The 23,681-nt window shown below is 68.2% G+C and carries 22 protein-coding genes and 1 pseudogene; 12 read left to right on the top strand and 11 right to left on the bottom strand.

Annotated features, from left to right (window positions below):
* Window positions 1-118 precede the first annotated feature (118 nt).
* Together CTP10_RS22925 and CTP10_RS22920 are read right to left on the bottom strand one after the other, a co-directional pair.
* Window positions 119-442 carry a thioredoxin family protein gene (locus CTP10_RS22925; protein ID WP_116322143.1) on the bottom strand — a complete coding sequence of 108 codons (324 nt, stop codon included), beginning with the start codon at window positions 440-442 and terminating at the stop codon, window positions 119-121.
* Between the two features lie 135 nt (window positions 443-577).
* Window positions 578-2,845, bottom strand: a complete 2,268-nt coding sequence (locus CTP10_RS22920) for an ATP-dependent DNA helicase (RefSeq protein ID WP_116322144.1) — start codon at window positions 2,843-2,845, stop codon at window positions 578-580.
* A gap of 270 nt (window positions 2,846-3,115) precedes the next feature.
* Between CTP10_RS22920 and CTP10_RS22915 the strand changes: the two genes are divergently transcribed.
* Window positions 3,116-4,702 (top strand): fatty acid--CoA ligase, encoded by a 1,587-nt coding sequence (locus CTP10_RS22915; RefSeq protein ID WP_116322145.1) that lies wholly within the window; start codon window positions 3,116-3,118, stop codon window positions 4,700-4,702.
* 15 nt (window positions 4,703-4,717) lie between these two features.
* Here CTP10_RS22915 and CTP10_RS22910 read toward each other — a convergent pair whose 3' ends face one another.
* A complete protein-coding gene (locus CTP10_RS22910; protein WP_116322146.1) occupies window positions 4,718-5,701 on the bottom strand; it encodes a DNA-binding protein in 984 nt (327 codons plus the stop codon).
* Between the two features lie 101 nt (window positions 5,702-5,802).
* Between CTP10_RS22910 and CTP10_RS22905 the strand changes: the two genes are divergently transcribed.
* Together CTP10_RS22905 and CTP10_RS22900 are read left to right on the top strand one after the other, a co-directional pair.
* Window positions 5,803-6,912 (top strand): site-specific integrase, encoded by a 1,110-nt coding sequence (locus CTP10_RS22905; protein ID WP_116322147.1) that lies wholly within the window; start codon window positions 5,803-5,805, stop codon window positions 6,910-6,912.
* Window positions 6,913-7,145: 233 nt separating this feature from the next.
* Entirely contained in the window at window positions 7,146-7,571 is a 426-nt protein-coding gene (locus CTP10_RS22900; RefSeq protein ID WP_116322148.1) for a hypothetical protein, read from the top strand.
* A 23-nt stretch (window positions 7,572-7,594) separates the two neighbouring features.
* Here CTP10_RS22900 and CTP10_RS22895 read toward each other — a convergent pair whose 3' ends face one another.
* From CTP10_RS22895 to cls, 4 genes are all read right to left on the bottom strand, one after another.
* Complete coding sequence (locus tag CTP10_RS22895; RefSeq protein ID WP_116322149.1) at window positions 7,595-8,101, bottom strand: GNAT family N-acetyltransferase; 507 nt, start codon at window positions 8,099-8,101, stop codon at window positions 7,595-7,597.
* 124 nt (window positions 8,102-8,225) lie between these two features.
* On the bottom strand, window positions 8,226-8,552 hold the full coding sequence (locus tag CTP10_RS22890) for a hypothetical protein (RefSeq protein WP_116322150.1): 327 nt from the start codon (window positions 8,550-8,552) through the stop codon (window positions 8,226-8,228).
* Between the two features lie 306 nt (window positions 8,553-8,858).
* Complete coding sequence (locus CTP10_RS22885) at window positions 8,859-9,503, bottom strand: TetR/AcrR family transcriptional regulator (RefSeq protein WP_116322151.1); 645 nt, start codon at window positions 9,501-9,503, stop codon at window positions 8,859-8,861.
* A 112-nt stretch (window positions 9,504-9,615) separates the two neighbouring features.
* On the bottom strand, window positions 9,616-11,052 hold the full coding sequence (gene cls, locus CTP10_RS22880; RefSeq protein WP_116322152.1) for a cardiolipin synthase: 1,437 nt from the start codon (window positions 11,050-11,052) through the stop codon (window positions 9,616-9,618).
* Between the two features lie 168 nt (window positions 11,053-11,220).
* On the opposite strand from cls, the gene CTP10_RS22875 reads away from it, so the two are divergent.
* Complete coding sequence (locus tag CTP10_RS22875) at window positions 11,221-12,249, top strand: response regulator transcription factor (RefSeq protein ID WP_271815886.1); 1,029 nt, start codon at window positions 11,221-11,223, stop codon at window positions 12,247-12,249.
* Here CTP10_RS22875 and CTP10_RS22870 read toward each other — a convergent pair.
* Window positions 12,246-14,082 (bottom strand): annotated as a pseudogene (locus CTP10_RS22870) (phosphodiesterase). The gene CTP10_RS22875 and the pseudogene CTP10_RS22870 overlap by 4 nt on opposite strands.
* Before the next feature lie 296 nt (window positions 14,083-14,378).
* On the opposite strand from CTP10_RS22870, the gene CTP10_RS22865 reads away from it, so the two are divergent.
* The 3 genes from CTP10_RS22865 (at window position 14,379) to CTP10_RS22855 (ending at window position 17,365) form a co-directional block, all read left to right on the top strand.
* Window positions 14,379-15,998: a methyl-accepting chemotaxis protein gene (locus CTP10_RS22865; RefSeq protein WP_116322153.1), complete on the top strand. Its 1,620-nt coding sequence runs from the start codon at window positions 14,379-14,381 to the stop codon at window positions 15,996-15,998.
* Between the two features lie 244 nt (window positions 15,999-16,242).
* Window positions 16,243-16,839 carry an HAD domain-containing protein gene (locus CTP10_RS22860; protein ID WP_116322154.1) on the top strand — a complete coding sequence of 199 codons (597 nt, stop codon included), beginning with the start codon at window positions 16,243-16,245 and terminating at the stop codon, window positions 16,837-16,839.
* 157 nt (window positions 16,840-16,996) lie between these two features.
* Complete coding sequence (locus CTP10_RS22855; RefSeq protein WP_116322205.1) at window positions 16,997-17,365, top strand: 5-carboxymethyl-2-hydroxymuconate Delta-isomerase; 369 nt, start codon at window positions 16,997-16,999, stop codon at window positions 17,363-17,365.
* A 219-nt stretch (window positions 17,366-17,584) separates the two neighbouring features.
* On the opposite strand, the gene CTP10_RS22850 is transcribed toward CTP10_RS22855, so the two are convergent.
* Window positions 17,585-18,043, bottom strand: coding sequence for an HU family DNA-binding protein (locus tag CTP10_RS22850; RefSeq protein ID WP_116322206.1), 459 nt, complete (start codon window positions 18,041-18,043; stop codon window positions 17,585-17,587).
* Window positions 18,044-18,314: 271 nt separating this feature from the next.
* Complete coding sequence (locus CTP10_RS22845; protein WP_116322155.1) at window positions 18,315-18,554, bottom strand: hypothetical protein; 240 nt, start codon at window positions 18,552-18,554, stop codon at window positions 18,315-18,317.
* Window positions 18,555-18,661: 107 nt separating this feature from the next.
* Between CTP10_RS22845 and CTP10_RS22840 the strand changes: the two genes are divergently transcribed.
* Genes CTP10_RS22840 through CTP10_RS22830 form a run of 3 tightly spaced genes read left to right on the top strand, consistent with a single transcriptional unit; the run spans window position 18,662 to window position 21,112 of the window.
* Window positions 18,662-19,024: a PepSY domain-containing protein gene (locus CTP10_RS22840; RefSeq protein ID WP_116322156.1), complete on the top strand. Its 363-nt coding sequence runs from the start codon at window positions 18,662-18,664 to the stop codon at window positions 19,022-19,024.
* 39 nt (window positions 19,025-19,063) lie between these two features.
* Window positions 19,064-19,771: a response regulator transcription factor gene (locus CTP10_RS22835; protein ID WP_116322157.1), complete on the top strand. Its 708-nt coding sequence runs from the start codon at window positions 19,064-19,066 to the stop codon at window positions 19,769-19,771.
* Window positions 19,772-21,112: a sensor histidine kinase gene (locus tag CTP10_RS22830; RefSeq protein ID WP_116322158.1), complete on the top strand. Its 1,341-nt coding sequence runs from the start codon at window positions 19,772-19,774 to the stop codon at window positions 21,110-21,112.
* 19 nt (window positions 21,113-21,131) lie between these two features.
* On the opposite strand, the gene CTP10_RS22825 is transcribed toward CTP10_RS22830, so the two are convergent.
* Window positions 21,132-21,629 carry an Mpo1 family 2-hydroxy fatty acid dioxygenase gene (locus CTP10_RS22825; protein ID WP_116322159.1) on the bottom strand — a complete coding sequence of 166 codons (498 nt, stop codon included), beginning with the start codon at window positions 21,627-21,629 and terminating at the stop codon, window positions 21,132-21,134.
* Window positions 21,630-21,832: 203 nt separating this feature from the next.
* Here CTP10_RS22825 and CTP10_RS22820 point away from each other — a divergent pair, with 203 nt between their 5' ends.
* Window positions 21,833-22,603, top strand: a complete 771-nt coding sequence (locus tag CTP10_RS22820) for a Crp/Fnr family transcriptional regulator (protein WP_233528305.1) — start codon at window positions 21,833-21,835, stop codon at window positions 22,601-22,603.
* 27 nt (window positions 22,604-22,630) lie between these two features.
* Window positions 22,631-23,488: an arylamine N-acetyltransferase family protein gene (locus tag CTP10_RS22815; protein WP_116322160.1), complete on the top strand. Its 858-nt coding sequence runs from the start codon at window positions 22,631-22,633 to the stop codon at window positions 23,486-23,488.
* Window positions 23,489-23,681: the final 193 nt, after the last annotated feature.

Here is a 23,681-nt window from a genome sequence, read left to right as displayed (position 1 = left end):
GGGGCGACTTCTGCACAATCGGCAGAAATGGCCCGGCTTGTTCCCTCCCTAAGCGGGGTTGATCGGCGATGAGCGGCAGAAAGTTGCCGAGAAGTGCCGCTTCAGCCACTCAAAACCATCAACTAATGCGTCGCATCGCCTCCCGGATCGGATCCGCCTCGGTCGGCCTGACCAGCCTGGCGACTTCCTGCCCATCGCGCAGGAACACCAGCGTCGGCCACAGCTTGATGCGGAACGAACGGCCGAGCGGGCGTCCGCTGCCGTCCTCGACCTTGATATGGCGCAGTGCCGGGTGAATGGCGAAGGCTTCGGCGAGCGCGGGCTGCGCACGCTGGCAGAAGCCGCACCACGGGGCGCCGAACTCCAGCACGGTGCCGCCGGTCAGCGCATCGACTTCGGTCCGGGGCGGCTCGCTGGCCGCGTAATGTTGGGTCATGGTCATGGTCGGGTCCTTGGGATCGAAAACGACGTGCAGTCGGCACGCATCGTCGCATTGCTGCCGGATTCCTGCCAGATTCGTTCCAGCCCCACGGTACGAGCATGCGGCCTGGACCAGGCGGCGCCCGCCGTGTAATTTCTACGCCGCCGGGCCGATTTGCCACCATTCCGGCAGCAACCGGCGCACCTCCGCCGCGGCAAAGCGGTCGTCGATCAGGTAGACCACGCCTTCGTCCTGCTGCGTGCGGATCACCCTGCCAGCGGCCTGTATCACCTTGCGCAGGCCGGGATAGAGGTACGCATAGTCGTAGCCTTGCCCGAAGGCCGACTGCATGCGCGCGCGGAACTGTTCGTTGACCGCGTTGAACTGCGGCAGCCCCAGCGTCGCGACGAAGGCGCCGATCAGCCGCTCGCCCGGCAGGTCCACGCCCTCGGCAAAGGCGCCGCCCAGTACCGCGAAGCCGATGCCTTCGCCGCCCGGCACGAAGGCGGCCAGGAACGCGGCCTGCGCCGCCTCGTCCATGCCGCGCGACTGGACCCAGTGCGGGATGTCGGGATGGGCCTGCGTGAAACTGGACACGGCCTGCTGCAGGTATTCGTGGCTGCTGAAGAACGCCAGGTAATTGCCGCGGCGGGCGCGGAACTGGTTCGCCATCAGCGCGGCGATAGCCGGCAGCGACTGGCCGCGCCGGGCATAGCGGGTGGAAATCCGGCTGGCGATGCGTACCGACAACTGTTCGGCCCGGAACGGCGACGGCACGACCACGCGCGCGCAGTCGGCGGGCAAACCCAGCGTATCAAGATAGAACGCCGCGGGGTCCAGCGTCGCCGAGAACAGCGTGACGGAATGCGCCGCGGCAAAGCGCGGCCGCAGGAATGGCGCCGGAATGACGTTGCGCAGGCACAGCCGCGCATGGTTGCCGCGACCGGGGCGGGTGGGGCCGGCGGCGCGGGCGGGCCGCTGGATATCGAACAGCGAATTGGCATCGAGCTGCTCGGCCAGCCGGCTGAAATGCAGCGCATCGAAATAAAACCGCTGCAGCGCCGGGTCGATCGCCGCGGGGTGCTCGGTCATTTGCGCCAGCACGGCGGCGCAGCAGTCGTCGAGCGCTCGCCGCAGGGGCGCGGGCACGTCCGGCAAGACTTCATAGGCATCGTCGGCCTGCCGCGCCAGTGCGCTCCAGTGGCGTGCCAGCCGTGCCAGGGGCCGGGCCACCGCCGCGGGCGCGCCGCGCCGGGCTTCGCGCAGTGCCTGCGGATCCAGCCCAGCGGTGTACATGGCGCGGCCGCGCTCGACCAGGTTGTGCGCCTCGTCGACCAGCACGCCCGCGCGCCAGCCGTTGACGACGGTCAGCGCATACAGCAGCGCGCTGCGGTCGAAGTAATAGTTGTAGTCCGCCACGACCACATCGCTCCACCGCACCAGTTCCTGCGCCAGGTAGTAGGGGCAGATGCCATGCGCCAGCGCCAGCGTGCGCACTGCGGCCCGGTCACGCACCGGCACCTCGCAGGCGGCTTCGCGCGCGGCGGGCAGGCGGTCGTAGAAGCCGCGCGCGAGCGGGCAGGATTCGCCATGGCAGGCCAGCTCGGGATGCTCGCAGGCCTTGTCGCGCGCCACCAGCTCGATTACCCGCAGCGGCTGTGCGCCATGGTTGCGCAGTGCCTGCGCCGCGTGCAACGCCACGCCGCGCCCGGTAGAGCGTGCCGACAGGAAGAACGCCTTGTCGATGCCCTGCCCCGGCATCGCCTTGAGCAGCGGGAACAGCGTGCCGATTGACTTGCCGATGCCCGTGGGCGCCTGGGCCAGCAGGGTGCGCCCGGCGCGGTTGGCGTTGTAGACCGCCTGCGCCAGCTCACGCTGGCCGGTGCGGAATGCAGGATGCGGAAAAGCCAGCCGCGCCAGCGCGGCATCGCGGGCCTGCCGGTGAGCCAGTTCGGCCTGGGCCCACTGCAGGAAGCGTTCGCAGGTCTGGACGAAGAACGCACCGAGCGCGTCCGCGGTGAAATGCTCCACCACCGGGTGCTCGCGCTGGCCGACGATGTCGAAATAGACCACGGCCACGTCGAGCCCGGGCAGGCCGAGCTTGCGGCACAACAGGCAGCCATAGATCTTTGCCTGCGCCCAGTGCAGGTGGCGGTGGTTGTCCGGCACGGCGGCGTCTCCGCGCACGGTCTTGATTTCTTCGAGGCGGTTGGCGACCGGATCGTAGCCGTCGGCCCGGCCGCGCACATGCAAGGGGCCGAAATCCGCGGACAGTGACACTTCCGCCTGGTAGCCCGGCCCGCGCCTGCCGGTCACCAGGGCGTGGCCGGCCACGCCTTCCTGCGCGGTTGGTGTGGGCACGAAGCGCAGGTCGAGGTCGCCGGCCTTGGCGGTGAACTCGCACAAGGCGCGCACGGCGACCACGTAGGCAGCGGCCTGCGCTGAGGCTGGCGCTGGGGCTGGAGCAGGGACCGGAACGGGGGCGGCAGGTGAGTCGACGGACACGAGCGGGAACGGCTGAAGGCTGTATGAATATACAGTATCCGAGCCGCTCCGCCGGCCGCGCGAGGCAGCGGCGGCATAAGGAAAGAGCAAATCGTTATTTCCATGTGCCCCGTACTGCGCCCTATAGTCTTCGGTTCACAAGAATATCGGCCGCCAGCGCCCGACCGGCGGCCGGCACACGACTGGAGCATGACCTTGACCCGCGGCATCACCCTTGGCGACACCCTTTCCTGGCCGGCGCGCTACCTGCCCCGCAAGACCGCACTGGTCAGCGGCACCGGCGCCGCGCGGCAGGCCTGGACGTATGCGGAACTCGATGCCGAGGTCAACCGCCACGCACACGGGCTGCGGGCGCTCGGCATCGGCAAGGGCGACGTGGTGGCCGCGTTCCTCTACAACACGCCGGCCTTTGTCTTCACGCTGCTGGCGACGGCGCGCCTGGGCGCGGTGTTCAACCCCGTCAACTACCGGCTGGCGGCACAGGAGCTGGCTTACATCCTGAACGACGGCGCCGCCAAGGCGGTGCTGTTCGAGCAGGAAGGCGCCGCGGTGGTGGAGAAGGCGGCGGAACTGTCGCCGGGCACCGCGCTGCGCATCTATGCCGACGCGGACGCAGCCCCGGCATTTGCCACGCACCGCCTCGATGCAATCGCTGCCGGCCAGCCGTCCACGCTGCCCGCGGCCGACATCCGCGAGGACGACCCTTGCATCCTGATGTACACCAGCGGCACCACCGGCCGCCCCAAGGGCGTGCTGCACACCCATCGCAGCAAGGTGCAGCACAACGCGATCATGCACCAGGCCATGACGCTGTCGCGCGAGGACGTGGGCTTGTCGGTCGCGCCGCTGAACCATACCGCCGAGCTGCACACCAGCTTCCTGCCGCGGCTGCAGGTCGGCGCCACGCAGGTGCTGCAGCGGCGCTTCGATGCGGGCGAGGCCTGGCAGCTGGTGGAAAGCGAGGGCGTGACCCACTTCTTCGCCGCCCCGACCATGATCGGCATGCTGCTGAACCACCCCGAGGCGGAAACGCGCGACCTATCGTCGCTGCGGCTGGTCGAATACGGCGGCGCTTCGATGGCGCCGCACCTGATCCGCGAATGGGACCGCAAGATCGGCGCTGGCCTGGTACAGGTGTACGGCACCACCGAGATGGGCCCGTGCATGTCGGTGCTCTATCCCCACGAGCAGCTCAGCCGTGCCGGCTCGGCGGGCCTGCCCGCGCTCGGCCATGACCTGGTGGTGGCAAAGCTGCGCGACGATGGCGCGCCGACCGATCCGGCGCAGCAATGCGCGCCCGGCGAAGTCGGCGAGGTGCTGGTGCGCGGCGCCTGCATGATGCAGGGCTACCTGAACCGGCCCGACGCCAACGCGCGCGCGCTGGCGCATGGCTGGTACCACACCGGCGACCTCGGCAGCCTGGACGCCGACGGCTACCTGTGGATCCGCGACCGCATCGACTACATGATCAACTCCGGCGCGGAGAACGTGTACCCGCGCGAAGTCGAGGACGCGCTGATCGAGCACCCGGCCGTGCTGGAAGTCGCGGTACTGGGCGAGCCCGATACCACCTGGGGCCAGGTGGTAGGTGCGTATGTGGTGGTGCGCGGCGATGCACCGGTCAGCGCCGAACAGCTCGACGCCTTCCTGTTGCAGGGCGACCGGCTGGCGGCCTACAAGCGGCCGCGTCGCTATCACTTCCTGGACACGTTGCCCAAGACGACCAGCGGCAAGATCCAGAAGCATATGCTGCGCGCCGGCGCGCAGGCGGCGTAGCGCGCCGGCCGCGGCTCATCCGCCCGGCACCGCGCGGATACGCAGCAGGCCGCTGGCGCCGCCGGCCAATGTACCCCGGGCCGGGCGCCCACGCCGGCCCACCGCGGCGGCGCCAGCGCTGGCTGCCTCCTTCTTCTGTTCGCGATACTCGACAAGCATCGCCTCGCGCTGGCGGACGCGTTCTTCCAGTACGGCAATCGACTGGCTCAGGCGCGTCATTTCGCTGCCCTGGCGCGACGCCGCTTCGGCAGCATGCGCAAGGCGCTCCAGCGCGGCCTTGCGTTCCGCTTCCAGCAACTTCTGCGCTTCCTTGCCCGCCACGCGGGCCGCATCCAGTTCCAGCGCCAGCCGCCGCTCATTGGCCGTGGCGCGGGCGGTCATGGTTTCGCGCTCCTGGTCCCACGCGGCGCGTTCCGCGGTGAATTCCCGCAGCAAGCCGGCGCGCGCCTCCAGCGCGACGCCGGCCTCGGCGCGTAGTGTCTCGACCTGCTGCTGCAGGCCTGCAGCGCGGGCTTCGGCCTGCGCGCCGCGCTCCAGCGCCTCGTCCCGCGCGCGCGTCAACGCCGCCATCGCCGCTTCGGCACCGTCCAGCCGCGCCTGCATGACCAGGCGCTCCTGCTCCAGCGCTTCCCGTTCGGTGGCTAACGCCGCCTGAGTCTCGGCCAGCGCCGTTTCGCGCACGGTCAGCGCTGCCTCCGCCTGGGCCCGGGCGACCTGCATCGCTGCTTCCCACAAGTAACGCGCCGCTTCGGTAACTGGTTCCGGACAACCCGGCTTCGGCGCGAAACCTTGCGGATCCTGCAATCGCCCGCCCAATGCGGCAAACCATGCGTCGAGGTGGGGGCTCACCGTATTCGGCGAGCCGCGCCCGAGGTGCAGGCGGATGCGTTCGATGGTCGGTCGCTGTCCTGCCTTGAGCAGGCTGTCGGCGGCGTTCCAGACATCGTCGCGGGTAATGCCTCGGGTGCCTCGGGTGCCTCGGGTGCTGAGCGTTTCCATGGTGGGTCCGAAGAAAGCCAAAATAAGGTTCGATAATGGAGACTTATCGAACGCTATTCGATGTGTATGTATGATATGCTACATCATACATCATATTTATTATGATCGCAGCCAACCCACCCCAGATTGCCTCCGATGTCGAATTCCCGGCGCCGCTTCGCCCGTCTGAACTGGATCCCCTTGCCGAACAGGCCGCGAACGCGCTTCAGCGCGAAGGCGAGTCGCCCAACACCGTGGCGAGCTACCGTTCCGCCCTGCGTTACTGGGCTGCCTGGCATGGGCTGCGCTACCGGCAGCCGGTCCGGCTTCCGCTTGCTCCTGCCGTCGTGGTTCAGTTCATCGTCGACCACGCCACGCGGCAGACGCCGCAGGGGCCTGTCTGTGAACTGCCCCAGGCGATCGACCAGGCGCTGGTCGCTGATGGATACAAGGCCCGACCCGGCGCGCCCGCGCTGTCCACGCTGACGCACCGCCTTGCGGTATTGGCCAAGGCCCATCGCCTGCAGCAGTTACCCAATCCCTGTGCCGACGCGTCGGTGCGCGAGCTGATGTCCGGCATCCGCCGCGCCTATGCACGCCGCGGGCAACGCCAGACGCGCAAGGCCGCGCTGACACGCGACCCGCTGCTGCAGCTGCTCGCTACCTGCGATGACTCATTGCGCGGCGTGCGCGACCGCGCGCTGCTGCTGTTTGCATGGGCCAGCGGCGGCCGCCGCCGGTCCGAGGTCGCGCGCGCCACGGTGGAGAATCTGACGCGCGTTGCGCCGGGCGAATTCGTCTACGTGCTGGGCTGGTCCAAGACCAACCAGTCAGGCCGCGATCATGCCGATGCCACCAAGCCCGTGACGGGCGCGGCCGGACAGGCGCTGGAGGCGTGGCTGGCCGCGTCGGGCCTTGGCAGCGGGCCGCTGTTCCGGCGCATCCGGCGCGGCGGCCATGTGGGTGAAGGGTTGTCCGACGCTGCCGTGAGCCGCATCGTCAAGGCGCGCTGCGAGCAGGCGGGACTGGAGGGCAACTACTCCGCGCATTCGCTGCGCGCGGGATTCGTCACTGAAGCGGCAGCGCAACAGGTGCCGCTGGCCGAGACCATGGCAATGACTGGCCACGCCAGCGTCGCCACGGTGGTGCGTTATTTCCGTGCGGCCGACATGCAGCGCTCGCGCGCGGCGGACCTGCTCGGGCCAGCACAAGCGGAAGAGAAAAAAGGCTAGTGGGCGCAGAACGCGCCGCAAATGCGGGTATTTCGCTATCCCCGCACGCTGGCCCGGGATGCGTCAGGTGCCTATACTGGCAGGCGCGCCGGACATTGCCAGATGCGCTGGCCGGCAGCACCCGAAGGTCCGGCAGGTGATGGCGACCCGCCCGGACGAGCCCACGATGTGCGCCGGAGCGCCTGCCGGAGCGACCGGACCGGCTGCCGGTCCAACCCAGTGGAAACGCGGAGATGGGCATGCCCAACGAACAATTCCTCGCCACCCAGGAAACTCGCCGCTCGGGGCTTCAAGCCTTGCGGGCGGCCTTGCTGCAAGTTCACAAGGAAGTCATCGGCTACGACCGCAGCCAGTACGAACGGCTGAACGGCCCGATCCCGGCCGGACTGTTTGTCCAGCTGGTCACGGAGGACAACTTCTTTCGCTGGCTCGATCCGCTGTCTCGGCTGATCATCGAGGTCGACGAAGAACTTGAATCGAAGGAACATCACGACGACACCTGCCGCGCCGTGGCGCGTGCCGCCGAAAAACTGTTCAGCGACGGCGCCGATCCCGGCTTTCGCAGGCGCTACCAGGAAGCATTGCAGGACGAGTCGGGTGTCATCGTGGCGCACGGGCGCCTGATGTCCGTGATCGGGCAGTTGCGGCAGCTGCCTTAGCTATCGTGGCGCGCGGTCAGGCGTCAGGACGTGGCGTCGAACGCCTGGTGGTAGCGCACCTCGCCGACCGGCACCGGGCCGCCAAACGAGATGGCCTGGAAGTACTCAGGCGGTACGCCGGGGAGGACCAGACCGGCATGCACCTGGAAGCCGAAGCGGCCGTAGTAAGCGGGGTCGCCTAGCACCACGCAGCCAGCGCCGCCCAGGCGCCGCAGTTCGTCCAGCGCCGCCTCCATCAGGCTGGTGCCGATACCCTGCCTTTGCCGCTCTGGCCAGACAGAGATCGGACCAAGCCCATACCATCGCGTTGCCCCAGACGAGACCATGACCGGCGAGACCGCGACATGGCCGACGATGGCATCGCCGTCCACGGCCACCAGCGATATTGTCAGCTGACCGGCGCGGCGCAGCGCATTGACGATGAATTGCTCGGTATGGCTCGAGTACGGCTCGCTGCGGAAGGCGGCTTCGGTCAGTTGCGTGATGGCGTCGGCGTCGGCCGGCCGTTCATTCCGGGTGCGAATTTCCATGTGTCGATGAAGTGTGCGGGATGGCGCGATAGTGCTGAATGGCCCATGGCGATCGTGCGCCGTTTTGGGCAAGACCGGATGTTATGCCTGGCCGTGCGCCCTGGCCACCCTCGCCAGCCATCCGTCACCGGCTCCTGCCGCCGCCACGTCCCCCTGCGGCCCAGCCGCCTTTGCCACGCCCCCCGCCATGCCAGCCGCGGTGTCCGTGATGCCCGTGATGTCCGTGGTTCCAGCTTCGGCCACCGCCGCCATAAATAAAGGCAAAGCTGCCGTAATAGCTGCCATATCCCGGCCCGAAATAGGGGTAGCCGGGCGCGACCGGGTAGCCGCTGTAGTACGGCGAACTGACCGGGTACGCGGGATAGGCCAGATAGTCGTCGCTGGCATAGGGATAGGCCACGCATCCAGCGGCCAGCGCTGCCGCAAGCAACACACCATATCCGTAGCGCATGGGTCCCCTCCTTGCATCGCCTGCCTGGTTTGCGGGCACAGGGTTAGACCGCGGCGGCTGCCACGCAATTCCACTGCCACCCGGCCGTTAGTGGCGATCCCTTGACGAGCAATACCACGCGACTCATGGCAATTCAAGGACATATTTAGGAGTTATCCGATATTGGCATGAGAAACCCCGTATTACATTGCCCCTTGCACCCGGCCCGCGGGTGCCCCGACAGAGCCAGGTTGACCCCCTTCCTGGTTCCTTGCACTGCCACGATGGTCCCCGCCATCGTGGCAATTTTTTTGCCACAGCGCGGGATTACAGGCCCTTCTCGACCATGTCCAGCAGCCGTTGGCCGAGCGCCTCGGCCATCTCCTGCGCGCGGCTGCGCAACGGGCCGTCGATCAGCAGGATCGCCAGGCCATGCACGGCGGACCACGCCAGGTATTCGGCACCGGGCCGCCGCTCCGGCGGCATGACGCCGGCCTCGACCAGCTTGTCGAGCGTGGCGCCAAGCAACTGGAAAGGGTTGAGTCCGCTGTTGCCCGCCTTGGCGGGATCGGCGTCATCCTCGACTTCATCCGGCACGGAGAAGGCCGTGCGGAACAGGCCGGTTTCCGACAGTGCAAAGCGCAGGTAGCCCGTGCCGACCGCGCGCAGGCATGCACGCGCATGGGCGGCGGCGCCACGGCCCGGGCGCAGGCCGCCGATCTCGGCCTCCATGGCGATCGCCAGCGATGACAACGCGGAGGCTCGTACCGCCTGCAGCAGGTCCTGTCGGCTGGCAAAGTGCCGGTAAGCGGCATTGGGAACGACGCCGGCACGGCGCGTGGCTTCGCGCAGCACGATGGCGTCGGGGCCGCCTTCGCGGGCGAGGTCGATGCCGGCGTCAAGCAAGGCGCGGCGCAGGTCGCCGTGACGATAGGTGGCGCGCGCCGGTGGCGCGGGGACGGCCGGCTTCATGCGGCTCCCCTGTGATGCTGGATTCGGTTCATTATCTGTAGGCGCTTATAGTGAACAGTGTACACAAACAAGACGCCACCGGCTCAATGCATCTCCGCATCCGCGGCCGGTATCAAAGGATCGGGGCGAACAGCTTGGCCACGTGCATGGCCACGCGCAGTGGCGCGGGCGCGCCCAGGAACTCATCCAGCCCGATGCGGGTGGCATTGGCGAAGTCGGTTTCCAGCATCGCCGCCACGTCGGTAGCGAAGCCCTTGTCCGCCGTCATCACCATCAGTTCGAAGTTGAGCCGGAACGAGCGGTTGTCGAGGTTCGCCGTGCCCACCGCGGCGGCTTCGTCGTCGATCAGGATCACTTTCTGGTGCAGGAAGCCCGGCTGGTAGCGATACAGCTTGATCCCCGCTGCGACTGCCTGGTACGCATAGATGGTCGACGCGGCGTAGACGACCAGGTGGTCGGGGCGCGCCGGTATCAGGATGCGTACATCGACGCCACGCAAGACCGCCAGCCGCAGCACGGCGAACACCGCCTCGTCCGGCACGAAATATGGCGAGGTGATCCACAGCCGGTGCCGCGCCGACTGGATCGCCTCGACAAAGAACAGGGAACACGTTTCCTGCGAGTCCGCGGGGCCGGTCGGGACCACCTGGCAGGTCATGCGGCCGCCCACCTCGGGTGGCGGCATCAGCAAGTGCGGGACTTCGCGCGCGGCCCAGTACCAGTCTTCGGCAAAGGCCATCTGCAGATCCAGCACGGCACTGCCGCGCAATGCGATATGGGTGTCGCGCCACGGTGCCAGCGGCGGACGCTCGCCCAGATATTCCACGCCAACGTTGTGGCCGCCGATAAATGCCTCGCGCCCGTCCACGATGACCAGCTTGCGGTGGTTGCGGAAGTTGAGCTGGAAGCGGTTGACGAAACCGCGATGCGTGGAGAACGGCCGGGCATCGACGCCCGCCTCGAGCAGCGTGCGCACATAGCGACGCGGCAGCGCATGGCAGCCGATACTGTCGAACAGGAAGTAGACCTTGACGCCAGCCTGAGCACGTTCGCACAGCAGCGCCTGCAGGCGCTGGCCCAACGCATCGTCGTGAACGATGAAGAACTGCACGATCAATACCTGCCGCGCCTGGCCGATCGCCGCAAGGATGGCATCGAAGGTCTGCGTGCCGTTGACCAGCAGCCGCACGTCGTTGTTGGCCAGGCAAGGCATGCCGGTCAGCCTCGGCAGCGCGCGCATGCAGACCTGCGTGGGCGCATGCACCACACAGGCGCTGCGGGCCTCGCGTTCGCGCGGGGTCATGCCATGGCGGATCTCGCGCAGCCGGTCGTCATTGAAGCGGCGCGCGTCGACATAGCCGGCAAAGGTGCTGCGCCCGAAGATCAGGTACGGGACCAGCGTGAAGTACGGCATCATCAGCAGCGACCCCGCCCAGGCAATGGCGCCCGGCGCGGTGCGCACCGTCATGACGGCGTGCAGCGCCGCCACCACGCCGACGACGTGAAAGGCCAGGAGGATAACGGCGATGACACTCGGGCTCTGCAGCATCGGTGGCTTGAGTCCCCGCACCGGAACACGATGCGCGCTATTTTGGCACACCCGCCGGCCGGATGTTGATAGCGCGACGCCCGGGCTGCCTTCTTTTTTGGCACGCCGATGGGATGACGGCGCCAGGCGGCCGCCAGGCCCGGGGCTAGCCCGTTGTCCACAGGATCTGTGGACAACTTCGTCGCCCGCGCACGCCCGGCCGGGCGCTACCCGCTTCCGGGTATCGCGCCGGCAAAGAAATGGCAAAAAACGGCAAGCATTTTCGGAAATGTCCGATTGTTCCACGGCACGCGGCTTTTTACTCTTTGGGGCCGCACAGTGCTCCGCCTTCCGCAGCCTGTCATGCGCGGCGCTTCGGTTCCGATCCAGTTCAAACGCTGCCCGGTACCTGTCCGGTGCCAGCCGTCTCCACACGCCGTCACGCTTCATATGCCGTCGCCGATCACTATTGCGCTGCTGCTGGGCAGGTCATCCCAGCTCCAGGACGTTCCAGACTTGCTGATGCGTTCAGGTTTTCGCTGCAGCATCTTCGATGCGGGCCGCGACCTGATCCACAGCGCCCTGCAGCAGACCTACGACATGCTGCTGCTTCCCGACGAAGTTGCCGACATTCCGGCCGTCGACGTGATCCGCGCGGTGCGCAGCGCGCGCTCGCGTGATGTACCGATCATGATGCTGGGCAGTGACAGCAGCGAAGACCGCCTGGTCGATGCGCTCGACGCCGGTGCCGACGACTACATGTGCCGCCCACTCAGCCACCGCGTACTGCTGGCGCGCATCGCCGCGCTGCGCCGTCGCGTGACAGGCGAACGATTACGCCAGGGGCTGGTGGTGCGTGCCGGCCCGTACCAGCTCAACAGCGTCGGGCGCTTCGCCACGCTGCGCGACGAGCGCATCGAACTGACGCCGAAGGAATTCGACCTGGCCATGCTGCTGTTTTCCAATGTCGGCCGGATGCTGCCAAACAGCCGCATCGAGCAGGCGGTATGGCGCCATGAATTGCCGCCGCTGTCGCGGGCGCTGGCGGGATTGATGTCGCGGCTGCGCAAGACGCTGCGGCTTGGCATCGAGAACGGCATCATCGTCACCGTCGTCTATGCCCACGGCTATCGGCTAGACGTGCTGGAGGAAAGCAGCCTGCCGCGCCTGCCGTCGTCCGGCCGCAACCTGCCCGCACGCAAGCCCTCCGGCTGCTAGGCCGGCAGCGCTGCCGCCAGCGAAAGGAAGTCGAGCACCGCCATGCCCGTGGCCGAACGCTTGGCCTCGCGCTTGGCGGCTGCGGCGGCAGCGCCGATATGCTGGCTGCCCAAGCGCTGCAGCGCAGCCACGCCCTCCCCGCTCACGCACACGACTCCCGCCGCCATCGACACCGGCGGAAAGAACACCGCGTGGCCGTGCCGGTCTTCTCCCTGCATGCCACCGGCAGCACGATCCCCCGGCGCATACATGGCGAGTGCCGCGTCGTTGAAGCGGCGAATCGCCTCGTGCATTCGCGCCGGCCAGTCGTTGCTCTGGAACAGCACCAGGAAGTCGTCGCCGCCGACATGGCCAAGGAAATCGCGCGCGGGGTCGCACGCCTCGGCCAGGATGGCGGCGGCGCCCTTGAGCATTTCGTCGCCCTTCCAGTAGCCGTATTTGTCGTTGAACGGCTTGAAGTGGTTCAGGTCGACGTAGCACGCGCGAAACTCGCTGGCGGCGTCGATCAGGCGCTCGATATGCTGGTTGAGCGGGATGTTGCCCGGCAGGAACGTCAGCGGATTGGCATAGCGTGCCGCTTCCATGCGCACTTCGGTGATTGCGCGGATCAGGTCGGCGCCCGTGCCCAGCCCGATATAGCGTCCCTGCTCGGTGATCAGGAAGCCATCGGCCAGCGAGCGCGTGTGCTCCCCGGAGAGGATCTGCGCCATTTCCTCCAGCGTCGCGCTGCGCTCGAAGCAGGCCGGCTCGCGATTGGCCATCGCAATGCAGGCCTTCTTGCCATATAGCTCGCGGTGAAACGGTGCGGCGTAGCGGTCGATAAAGCCTTGCCGGCCGATGATGCCAAGTGGACGTCCATCGTCATGGACCACCGCAACGGCATGCAACTCGGGCTGGTCCTGGAACATGCGCAGCACCGCGTCGTTGCTGGTGGCGGGCGAGACAGTCGGCGCCGGCCGCAGCAGGCGCCCGGCAGTCATGCCGGACCAGCCGGAGCGCACCATCTGCGGAAATACGGCGATATGCCGCGACGCCAGCGCGCGCCGCACCTGGGGTGTCGCCTGCGTATCCGGCTGCGCCGACGGCCGGCCGATGTAGTAGCCCTGCGCACCAGTCACCCCGAGGTCGCGGACCACCGCAAGTTCTTCCTCATGCTCGATCCCTTCGGCGATGACGCGCCCGCCGAAGGCGCTCATCATGCGCATCACGGCACGCAATATCTCCAGCCGCCGGGAACACGAGGCGATGCCGCGCACCAGCGACTTGTCGATCTTGACGAACTGCGGCGACAGGTGCGCCAGCAGATCCAGATTGGCATGCCCGGAGCCAAAATCGTCCAGCGCATACTGCATGCCCAACTCGCGCAGCACCGACATGGCCGTGCCGAAACTGGCAGCATCGCCGATCGGGGTCTGCTCGGTGACCTCGACCACCAGCCGCGATGGTGCAATGCCGGCGCGCAGCAATGCCGCCGACAAGCGCTCGCGATCGGCCAGCAGGTGCCGCAAGGTCATCGGACTGAAATTCAGGAACAGCTTGCCCGGCAGGTCGAGGCCGCGCCAGGCAGCCAGCGCGGTGCGCGCCGCCTCGATTTCCAGCGCGACAGTGGTCTCCACCCCCTGCGCCAGGCGGAACAAGGCTTCCGGCATTGCGTACGGCGAGCCCGCCGGGCCGCGGACCAGGGCTTCGTAGCCGAGCAATTCGGGTGCCAGCCTGTACGATCGGCTGGAACACCGCATGCAGCGGCGGAATCTGCGCGCGTGGCACCGCTGGCCCGGCAGCAAGGCTTGGCGCGAGGTGGAGCGGTGGCAGTGCGGCATCGTGGCCGGGCATGAGCGGATCCGGAAGGCGAAGCAATTTGGCGGAGCAGGTTGGCAGAGCAGGTTGGCAGAGCAGATTGGCAGAGCAAAAGGCGTGGAAGCGGGCCACATTGCATGACATGGATATGACAGCACGATGACAATCCCGTGCCTGTCATGTCACGCCGGCGTCACGTTGATCGGCCACCATCCATGCGCCGCCAGCGACCCTCCCGCACGAGGAAGGCGCAACGGCAAACCGGGTCAAGCCCGGGCTGCGCTGCCGCCCGCTGCGGTTGGCTGGACGCGCGCCCGTCAGGAGTCATCTCCGTGTTGCACGTCATCAAGTCAAGCCTGCCGGGCCGCCGCCCGGCTTTTGCCGCGCTGGGTCGGGCCGCCTCGCGCCTGGGCCGCCTGCCGCTGGTCGCACGCCTGTGCATCGCCTTTGCCCTGGTCTACCTGTTCGGGGCCGCGGTCGGGTTGACCGGCATCGCCAATCTGGTGTCGATCAAGGCGCGCACCGATACCCTCTACCAGCAAGACATGCACGGCGCCATATCGGCCGAGCGCGCGCATTCGGCGCTGGCCGCACTCGGCCGCGCCCAGTTGGCGCTGACCATGGCCACCAGCGGCGCCGAGCGCGACACCGCCGCCAGCGAAATCGACGAAGCATTGGCGCGGCTCGACGCGGCGCTGGCAGGCGTGCGCCGGGCCAATGCCGCACAGGCCGGGCCGCTGCTCGACGCGCGGCAACGCGCCGCCGAGCTGGTGCAAGGCTATGTAGCGCTGCTGCGCAAGCAACCGCTCGATCCGTTGCAGTTCGACAGCGCGGTCTCGGTCGAGGGCCACTTTGTCACCGAGCAATTGCAGGCGCTGAGCCAGCGCATCGAGGCAGTGCGCGTGCTGCAGGAGCGGCAGGCTGCCGCCACGGTGGGGAGCGTCGCCGCCAGCCAGCTGCGCGCGCAGGCGTGGATGGTGGCCCTGCTTGGCGCCAGCCTGCTGGCCGCGGCAGCGCTGGCGTGGATCGCCGCACGCGGCCTGCGGGCCGAACTGGGTGGCGAGCCGCGCGACGCCGCCGAGATTGCGCGGCGCATTGCCAGCGGCGACCTGACCGCCACGATTGCGCTGCACCCCTCGGATCGCAGCAGCATGCTGCACCACGTGGCAGGCATGCGCGACCAGCTCGCCGGCGTGCTGGCACGCATACATGGCTCTGCGCAGGAGATTGCCGCTGCCAGCCAGCAGATCGCCGCGGACAACCAGGCCTTGTCTGCGCGGACGCAGCTGCAGGCCACCGCACTCGATGCCGCGGGCGCCAACATGCAGGCACTGGCCGGACGCGTTGCCGAGGCACACGCGCAGGCAACCGAATCGAGCCTGCTGGCCGACCAGGCGCGCACCGCCACCGATGCCGGCGCGGAGGTGGTGCGGCAGATGCGCGGCGCCATGGACGCGCTGCACGGGCACTCGCGCCACATCGCCGAAATCGTCAGCGTGATCGAGGGCATCGCGTTCCAGACCAATATCCTGGCCCTCAACGCGGCCGTCGAAGCGGCCCGCGCCGGCCCGGCCGGGCGCGGCTTTGCAGTGGTGGCGCAGGAAGTGCGCGCGCTGGCCCAGCGCAGCGCCGATGCCGCGCGCGAGATCGGCGGCATCATCGGCACAGCCACGCATGAAATTGGCACGGGCGCGCGCCTGAGCGGCGACGTGGTCGCGGCCATGGAGCGCATCGCCAGCGCGGTACGGCATAGCCATGCGCTGGCCGGCACGCTGTGCACGCTGGCCGACCAGCAGGCCGCCAGTGTGCAGGCGGCTGCAGGATCCGTCACGCAGCTGCGCCAGACCGCCCAGCAGAATGCCGCCCTGGTGGACGAGCTGGGCGGGCAGGCCGGGCGCCTCGACCACCAGGCTGCGGTCCTGGCCGAGGATGTGGCGCGTTTCCGCTTCTGAGGGGCGAGGTTTGTTGCTGCCTGGTAGGGGCCTGATTAGGGCCCGGGTTGCTGCCCCGCGCGGTTTTGTGTCAGGCAGATGTGTCAGCGCGAAACATTTGACATAGCGAGGTAACCGGCATTTACGACTTCCTCGACAAAGTTACAGATCTGTTTCAACTGAAGCGAAGCCAGTTACGTGTAGGCCGCTAACTGACGAGTAATCTTGCCTCACACCAACTGAACTGGCATCCGCCCAGGAAACCATGGCTGAACGACTGATCATGCTGGACGTACCCGGCGTCCTGTATTCCGACCGCTCCCGCGCCCGCCTCGGCGGCATTCCGGATTCGGGCACGCTGCGCGATGTCAGGTCCTTCGATCCGATCGCGCTCGGATTTGTCCGCAGGCTGTTCGGTGTCGCCGGTGCACGCGTCGTGGTGTCCGATGCCTGGCGTCGCGGCACGCCGGCCGCGATCCTGCAGCAACTGGACTTGCAGATCGAAGCCATGACCCCGGCCACCGCTGGCGGCCACGGCGCAGAGATCGCCGCCTATTTTGCGCAGGCTGCGGCGCCCGTCCATTTTGTGATCCTGTCCTGCGCTGCGCCCGAGTCCATGCCGGAAGCCCTGCGCGACCACCTGGTCAGCGTTGACCCCGCGCTCGGCCTGACGCTGGAAAACTTCCAGCAGGCGCTCGGCATCCTGGGCGTGGCCTGCCCGTCCACGGTGATGCCCGCGCCCAAGCTCGATGCGGGCCTGAAGGCCAAGCTCGCGCAACTGCAGCAACTGGCGCGCGAGAACCCGGCGCGCTTCGCCCCGGAGCAGGCCACGCAAGTCATGCGCGAGTACGTGCACGCCTGATCCGCAGCCAACCACCTTTGCGGCAAGCCAAGCGGGGCGCCTTCGGGCGCCCCGTTGCATTTTCGCGTGGCGCGCGATCCCCGCGTGATCCCGTATCATGCTCGCTGTCGCCGGCAATCCCGCCGGCACCATCGCCAGGATCATCCAGGACACTGCCATGCCCCACCTCGTCATCGAACTCACGGAAAACACCCGCCTGAACTGCTCGCAGGAAGAGTTGCTCGATGAAGCCAACGCCGCGCTGCTGGCATCGGGGCAGTTCCAGGAGGCCGATATCAAGTCGCGCTGCATCACGCTTTCGACCTACCGCCAGGGCGTGGACGCCGCTGATCGCGCTTTCGTGCATGCGCGCCTGTCGATCCTGGATGGGCGCGACACCGCCGTGCGCCAGGCGCTCGGCCAGGCCGTCTGCGACGTGATCGCCGATGCCGTGCGCACCGGCGTGGACGGCGGGCAATCGGTACAGGTATCGGTGGAAGTGTGCGAGATGCAGCGCGCCACTTTCGCCAAGCAGGTCATTGCCTGAGCCAATAAAAAACCCGCGGCCTTCGCAGGCCGCGGGCACCAGCTTCGGGGAAGACGCCGAAGCCTGTCACGGGGAGCGCCCCCGCACCCATGACGTTTGAGATTCTAGGCGGCGAGGCGCGGCGGCGGATTGACCTTGATTAAATGCCCCGCAATGTCCCAGCCATGAAAAAAGGAGCCGCGAGCGGCTCCTTTTTTTATTGGGACTGGCTGGCGCAGATCAGGCCGCGGCGTCCTTCAGCTTCTTCAGCGGGCGCACCTTCACCTTGACGCTGGCCGGCTTGGCCGGGAACCAACGCTCTTCACCGGTGAACGGGTCCTTGCCGAAGCGCTTCTTCTTTGCGGGAACTTGCTGTGCCGTCACCTTCAGCAGGCCCGGCAGCGTGAATTCACCAGCGCCCTTCTTGTTCAGCGCGCTGACGATGGTGTTTTCCAGATGGGCCAGCACCGTCTTCACGGTCTTGGCTTCCAGTTCCGTCTGGGTTACCAGGTGAGCGACCAGGCTCGACTTGTTGAAGGTGTCCTTCAGCGGGCGCGCAACGGGCGCAGCGGCGGGAGCAGCCTTCTTGGCCGGCGCGGCCTTCTTGGCGGCAGCCTTCACGGGTGCCTTGGTTGCCGCAGCCTTCTTGGCAGCGGGCTTGGTTGCAGTCTTCGCGGTCGGTTTAGCTTTGGTCGCCATATCGATATACGTAAGTTGAACGATGGATGCCGGCTCATCGTTTTGCATCGCTCAGCAGCGCTGCGCAAAACGCCTTGTCGGCGCCCACTGAATCATAGCGGAAACAACCGTAAGTCAAGGGGTTTTCGTGCATGCGAAACGCAAAACCCCGTGAAAACCCCGGGTTTTGTCGCGGCTTTGCCTCAGTGAACACGCAAAGAGGGCCTACGTACCCCCGTTTTGGCGCTTTCACGCGCAGCGCAACACGACTGCGCGGCCCGGATTCCGTGCCTCAGTCGCGCACCGAAAGCGCAAGCAAAGGGCCTGCAAACAGCGCGCCGAGCGCGAGCAGCGGCAGCGATGCATCGGCCTGCGTCCATGCGTGCGACAGTGCCGGCAGCCCGGCCTGCATGCCGAACACGCTGGCCACGCACAGCAGCGAAAGCGGTCCGACCGCGGCGAGCGCAAGCGTGCGCAGACGCCTGCCGCGAAGAGTCGGCGAAAGGCTGGCGAGGGGCCTGAGTCGGGACATGTCCGGTTCCTTGAGTGGGATGCGGGCATTGTCGGCAGCGCTGGCTGAACCCGGCCTGAGCGTTCTGTTCAGCCCGCGTTCAGGCTTTTTGATGCAAACTTCGGGCCATGAAGCGATTCTCCGCGCCGCTGCCCCGCCCTGTCCGCCTGCTGTCTGCCGCCGCACTGGCAGCGCTGCTGGCGCTCGCGGCCATGCCTGCCGCGCATGCCGACAAGGATGCCGACCGTGCCCGCGCCGCGGTGCAGTCGGGCGAGATCCTGCCGCTGTCGCGCATCCTCGAGACTGTCTCGCGCCAGTTTGCCGGCGACGTGATCGGCGTCGAGCTGGACCGCGACGATGGCGTCTGGCAATACGAAGTCAAGCTGTTGCTGCCGGGCGGCTCGGTGGCCAAGCTGGAATACGATGCGCGCACCGCCGCGCTGATCAAGGCCAAGGGCCGCGGCCTGGAAGAGGCGCGCAAGAAGCCGTGAGCGTGCGCCGCCCGCCAACCTGCCCACCGGAAGACACTGATGCGCATCCTGCTGGTTGAAGACGAAGCTGCCCTGGCCGCGCAGGTCCGCGCCAGCCTGGCCGAGGCGGGCTATGCGGTCGACATCGCCACCGACGGCATCGATGCCTGCCACCTCGGCGAGCAGGAACCCTACGACGCCGTCGTCCTGGACCTGGGCCTGCCCCGGCTCGACGGGCTATCCGTGCTGCGCCGCTGGCGCGCCGGGCAGGTGAACGTGCCGGTACTGATCCTGACCGCGCGCGACAGCTGGACTGAAAAGGTCGAAGGCATCGACGCGGGCGCTGACGACTACCTGGCCAAGCCGTTCCGCATGGAAGAACTGCTGGCACGCATCCGCGCGCTGATCCGGCGCGCACACGGCATGGCCGTGCCGGAGCTGCAATGCGGCCCGGTGCGGATGAACCCGCGCGCTGGCACCGTCACCGTCGACGGCGCGACCGTCGTGCTGACCTCGCATGAATTCCGCGTGCTGGACTACCTGATGCATCATCCAGGCGCGATCGTCAGCAAGACCGCGCTGACCGAACACATCTACGCCCAGGACTTCGACCGCGACAGCAATACCATCGAGGTTTTCGTCGGCCGGCTGCGCCGCAAGCTGGGCGTGGACGTGATCGAGACGGTGCGCGGCCAGGGTTACCGGCTGCGGCCGCCGCCAGGCGCCGACAATGCCGGCAGTGCCGGCACCCCTTCGAACCTGGCATAAATGCCCGCCCGCCTGCGCCGTTCGCTTGCGCTGCGCCTGCTGGCGCTGGCCGCAATCTGGCTGGCCGCGGCACTTGGCGGCAGCGGCTGGCTGCTGTCGACCCTGTTCGAGCGCCACGTCAACGATACCTATGTGCGGCAGCTCGACCACCAGCTGGCCAGCCTGGCCGCGGCGCTGGACTGGAGCGCCGACGGCAAGCTGGTACTGACGCGCACCCCGGCCGATCCCCGCTATGAACTTCCTTACTCCGGCGCCTATTGGCAAGCGCGCGCGCCGGGTGCGCTGCTGCGCTCGCGCTCGCTGTGGGACACGGAGATGCCGACCGCGGTGGAGCGGCGCGTACCCGGCGCGCAGGCGCAAGTGCGTCTCGGGCCTAACCATCAGTCACTGCTGGTGGTGTCTCGGCAGCTGGTGCTGGCCTCGGCGGATACCCCGGTGGAAATCGCGGTAGCCCTGGACCGTACTGAACTGCGCGCCGCGCGCCGCAACTTCAACCGCACGCTGGCGTGGTCACTGACGGCGCTGGGGCTGGGCCTGATGCTCGCCGTGGCGGCACAGGTGAAATTCGGCCTGGCGCCGCTGTCACGGCTGCGGCGCGCGCTGGAAGCGATGCAGGCGCGCCGCGAAGCGCGCCTGGGTGGCGACTGGCCAACGGAAGTGGAACCGCTGGTCAGCGAGATCAACGCGCTGCTGGCACGCAACGCGCAGGCGCTGGAGCGCTCACGCCGCCAGGCGGCCGACCTCGCACATGCCGTCAAGACCCCGCTGGCGGTACTGGCCAATGAGTCCGCAGCGCTGCCGGGCAGCGCCGCCTCGGCCGTCGCTGCGCAGGTGGAAGCGATGCGCCGCCAGGTCGACCGCCATCTGGCACGGGCCCGCGCCGCGGGGGCGGCGGGCGCACGCGGCATGCGCATCGAGGCCGGCCCCGCCATACGCGAGCTGGTGCGAGCGCTGTCGCGGCTGCATGCCGGGCGCGCGCTGGCGCTGGAAGTCGAAGGCAACGGGCATTTTGCCGGCGATCGCCAGGACCTGGTCGAGATGCTGGGCAACCTGCTGGACAACGCCTGCCAGTGGGCGCGCACGCGCGTGCACGCCACGCTACGCGAGGCCGGCGGCGAACTGGAAATCCTGGTCGAGGACGATGGACCGGGCATGCCGCCTGAGGCGCGCGAACTGGCCACCGCCCGCTTCGGCAGGCTGGACGAGGCGGCCGCCGGCAGCGGGCTGGGCCTGGCGATCGTCACCGAGATCGCCGCGATGTACGATGGCAGCCTGGCGCTGGCAACCAGCCCGCTGGGCGGGCTTTCGGCGCGGCTGCGGCTGCCGGCAGGCCTGCCCTGATCCGCTTGGAAACGCCTTGTCAGGGCGCGCGTGCCGCCATCGCGTCACGCGTGTCGCGCGCCAGCCCCAGCGCAAAAGCAGTCTCGGCGACCAGGAACAGCGGGCCGATCAACAGCCCTACCAGGTCGTCGACGAACGCCGGCTTGCGGCCTTCGTAGTAATGGCCGATGAACTGGATAATCCACCCCGCCACGAACAGGCCGACGCCGATGGCCAGCCACGCAGCGGTGGGCATGGCGGCGATGTGCGCCCCGGCATAGAGGAAAAGCGCCAGGATCGACGCCATCGCCACGCCGAAGCCAAGCGACAGGCGCAGGTAGAACAGGCACGACAGGATATACAGCAGCATCGCCGGGGTCAGGTGGGCGGAGCCGTCGCCCAGAGGCATGGCCGGCCGCGCCAGCAGCGTGGTAACCGCCAGCACGATCATCGGGATGCCGATGAAATGCGTGAGGATATTGCGCGGATCACGGTGGTAGGCGGCGTAGCTGGCCAGGTGCTCGATCAGGGTTTTCACGGGGCGTCTCCATTGTGCGCAGGCGTGCGCGGAAGCTGCCGCCTGCTGCTGTCCGCGCTCAGGTCGCGATGTGGACTTATAGTAATGAGCGCGCACCCGCGGGTCTGTCTGGTTTTTGACAATCCGCCTGGCGCGCAGGCGCCGCTGTGTGTCCATCCGACACAACGGCTTTGCCAGACTTTCCGCCCCCACAGGAGACCGGCATGGGATCCGCGCCCCCGCCGCACCGCCACGCACCGCTGCCGGCCAGTCCCGCGCACGCAAGCGCGCAGCCGGACGCCGCACCGCCGGGTGACGACCCGCTCGCCGCGGTGCGCGCCGGCGCATGGTTCAGCCAGCTGCCGCCGGCGTTGCGCCAGGCACTGCTCGACGACGGCAGCCTGCGCCGGCTGGTGCCTGGCGAGACCTTGTTTGCCCGAGGCGACCGCTTCGACGGCCTGTACTGCGTGGCCAGCGGCACCGTGCAGATCCACGCCAGCGGCGAATCGGGCAAGGCGGCGCTGCTGGGCCTGCTCGAACCCGGCACCTGGTTCGGCGAGATCTGCCTGTTCGACGGGCTGCCGCGCACACACGACGCGCGCGCGGTCAGCGCTGCGGCCCTCTGGCACGTGCCGCGCGCGCCGCTGGAGCGGCGCCTGGCGCAGCATCCGGCATGGTGGCAGGCATTCGGACAACTGCTCGCGGCGAAGACGCGCCAGGCCTTCGACTATGTCGAGGAAACGCAGCTGCTGCCGCCGGCGGCACGTATTGCCCGGCGCCTGGCCGCGATCGCGCATGGCTATGGCAACCTGCCGGCGCATGCCGATGCGGTGCTGCGCGTGCGCATACCGCAGGAACAGCTGGCGCAGATGCTGGGGCTGTCGCGCCAGACCGTCAACCACGCCCTGCGCGAACTCGAGGCGCGCGGCCTGCTGCGGCTGGAATACGGCGGCATCGAGCTGCTCGACCTGGCCGCGCTGGAAGCGCTTAACTGAATCCACCACCGTGGAGCCTTGCCTGCCATGACCACACTCGATGCTGCCCAACTGGACGCCTACTGCGCGCGGCTGGGCATCGCCGCCCCGCCCTCGCCCACGCTCGAAGCACTCGACGCCGTGCTCGGCGCGCAACTGGCCAGCATTCCGTTCGAGAACATCGACCCGCTGCTGCGGCGGCCGGTCAGCATCGACCTCGACGCCGTGTTTGACAAGCTGGTCACGCGCGGGCGCGGCGGCTACTGCTTCGAGCTCAACACGCTGCTGGCAGCGGCGCTGGGCGCGCTCGGCTTCAGCGTAACGCCGCTGGCCGCGCGCGTGCGCTGGGGTGTGCCCGATGCGGTCGAGACGGTGGCGTCGCACATGCTGCTGCGCGTGGAAGTGGCGCATCGCAGCTATCTTGCCGACGTTGGCTTCGGCGGGCCCACGCCGTTCCGCGCGATGGCGCTGTCCGTGCCTGCCGACGATGACTTCCCATACCGGCTCGCCAGCGCTCCGCCGCAGGCGGCCGCCACTGCGTTCCACAGCTTCGACCTGGAAGCACGCGGCGATGCCGGCTGGATCAAGGTCTACCGCTTCGACCTGACGCCGCAGCCATGGATCGATTTCGGGCCGCGCAACTGGTATGTCTCGACCCATCCGGACAGCGTGTTCCTTCATCGGCTGATGGCCGCGCGCACCGACGGCGGCACGCGCGTGACACTGGCCGATAGCGAGTTGGCCGAGCGCGCGCCCGATGGCAGCGTACGGCGCCAGCACCTGGAAACGCCCGACGCCGTGGTGCGGGTCTTGGACGAGCGCTTCGGCATACGGCTCGACGATGCGCTGCGGCACGGGCTGATGGTGGCGCTGCCGCCGCTGCTTGCCCGCAATGCGCGCACGTGAAGGCATTGCGCGGCTTGTGCGCCACCTTCCGGTGCTGCCCATGCGGCGCCGCACCAGAAGCCTTCATGCACGCCGCGCATTGCCCGCAGAAAGAATGCTGATATGGCAGCCATCCGGCCCTTGGCGCTGTGGACTCGGCCGGCGCGGCAACACCATAATGTCCTGGCGATGCAGCGTTTGCGCCGCATCGCCA

Source organism: Cupriavidus sp. P-10, assembly GCF_003402535.2.
Classification (GTDB): Bacteria; Pseudomonadota; Gammaproteobacteria; order Burkholderiales; family Burkholderiaceae; genus Cupriavidus.
This window is presented reverse-complemented; position numbering and strand designations above follow the sequence as displayed.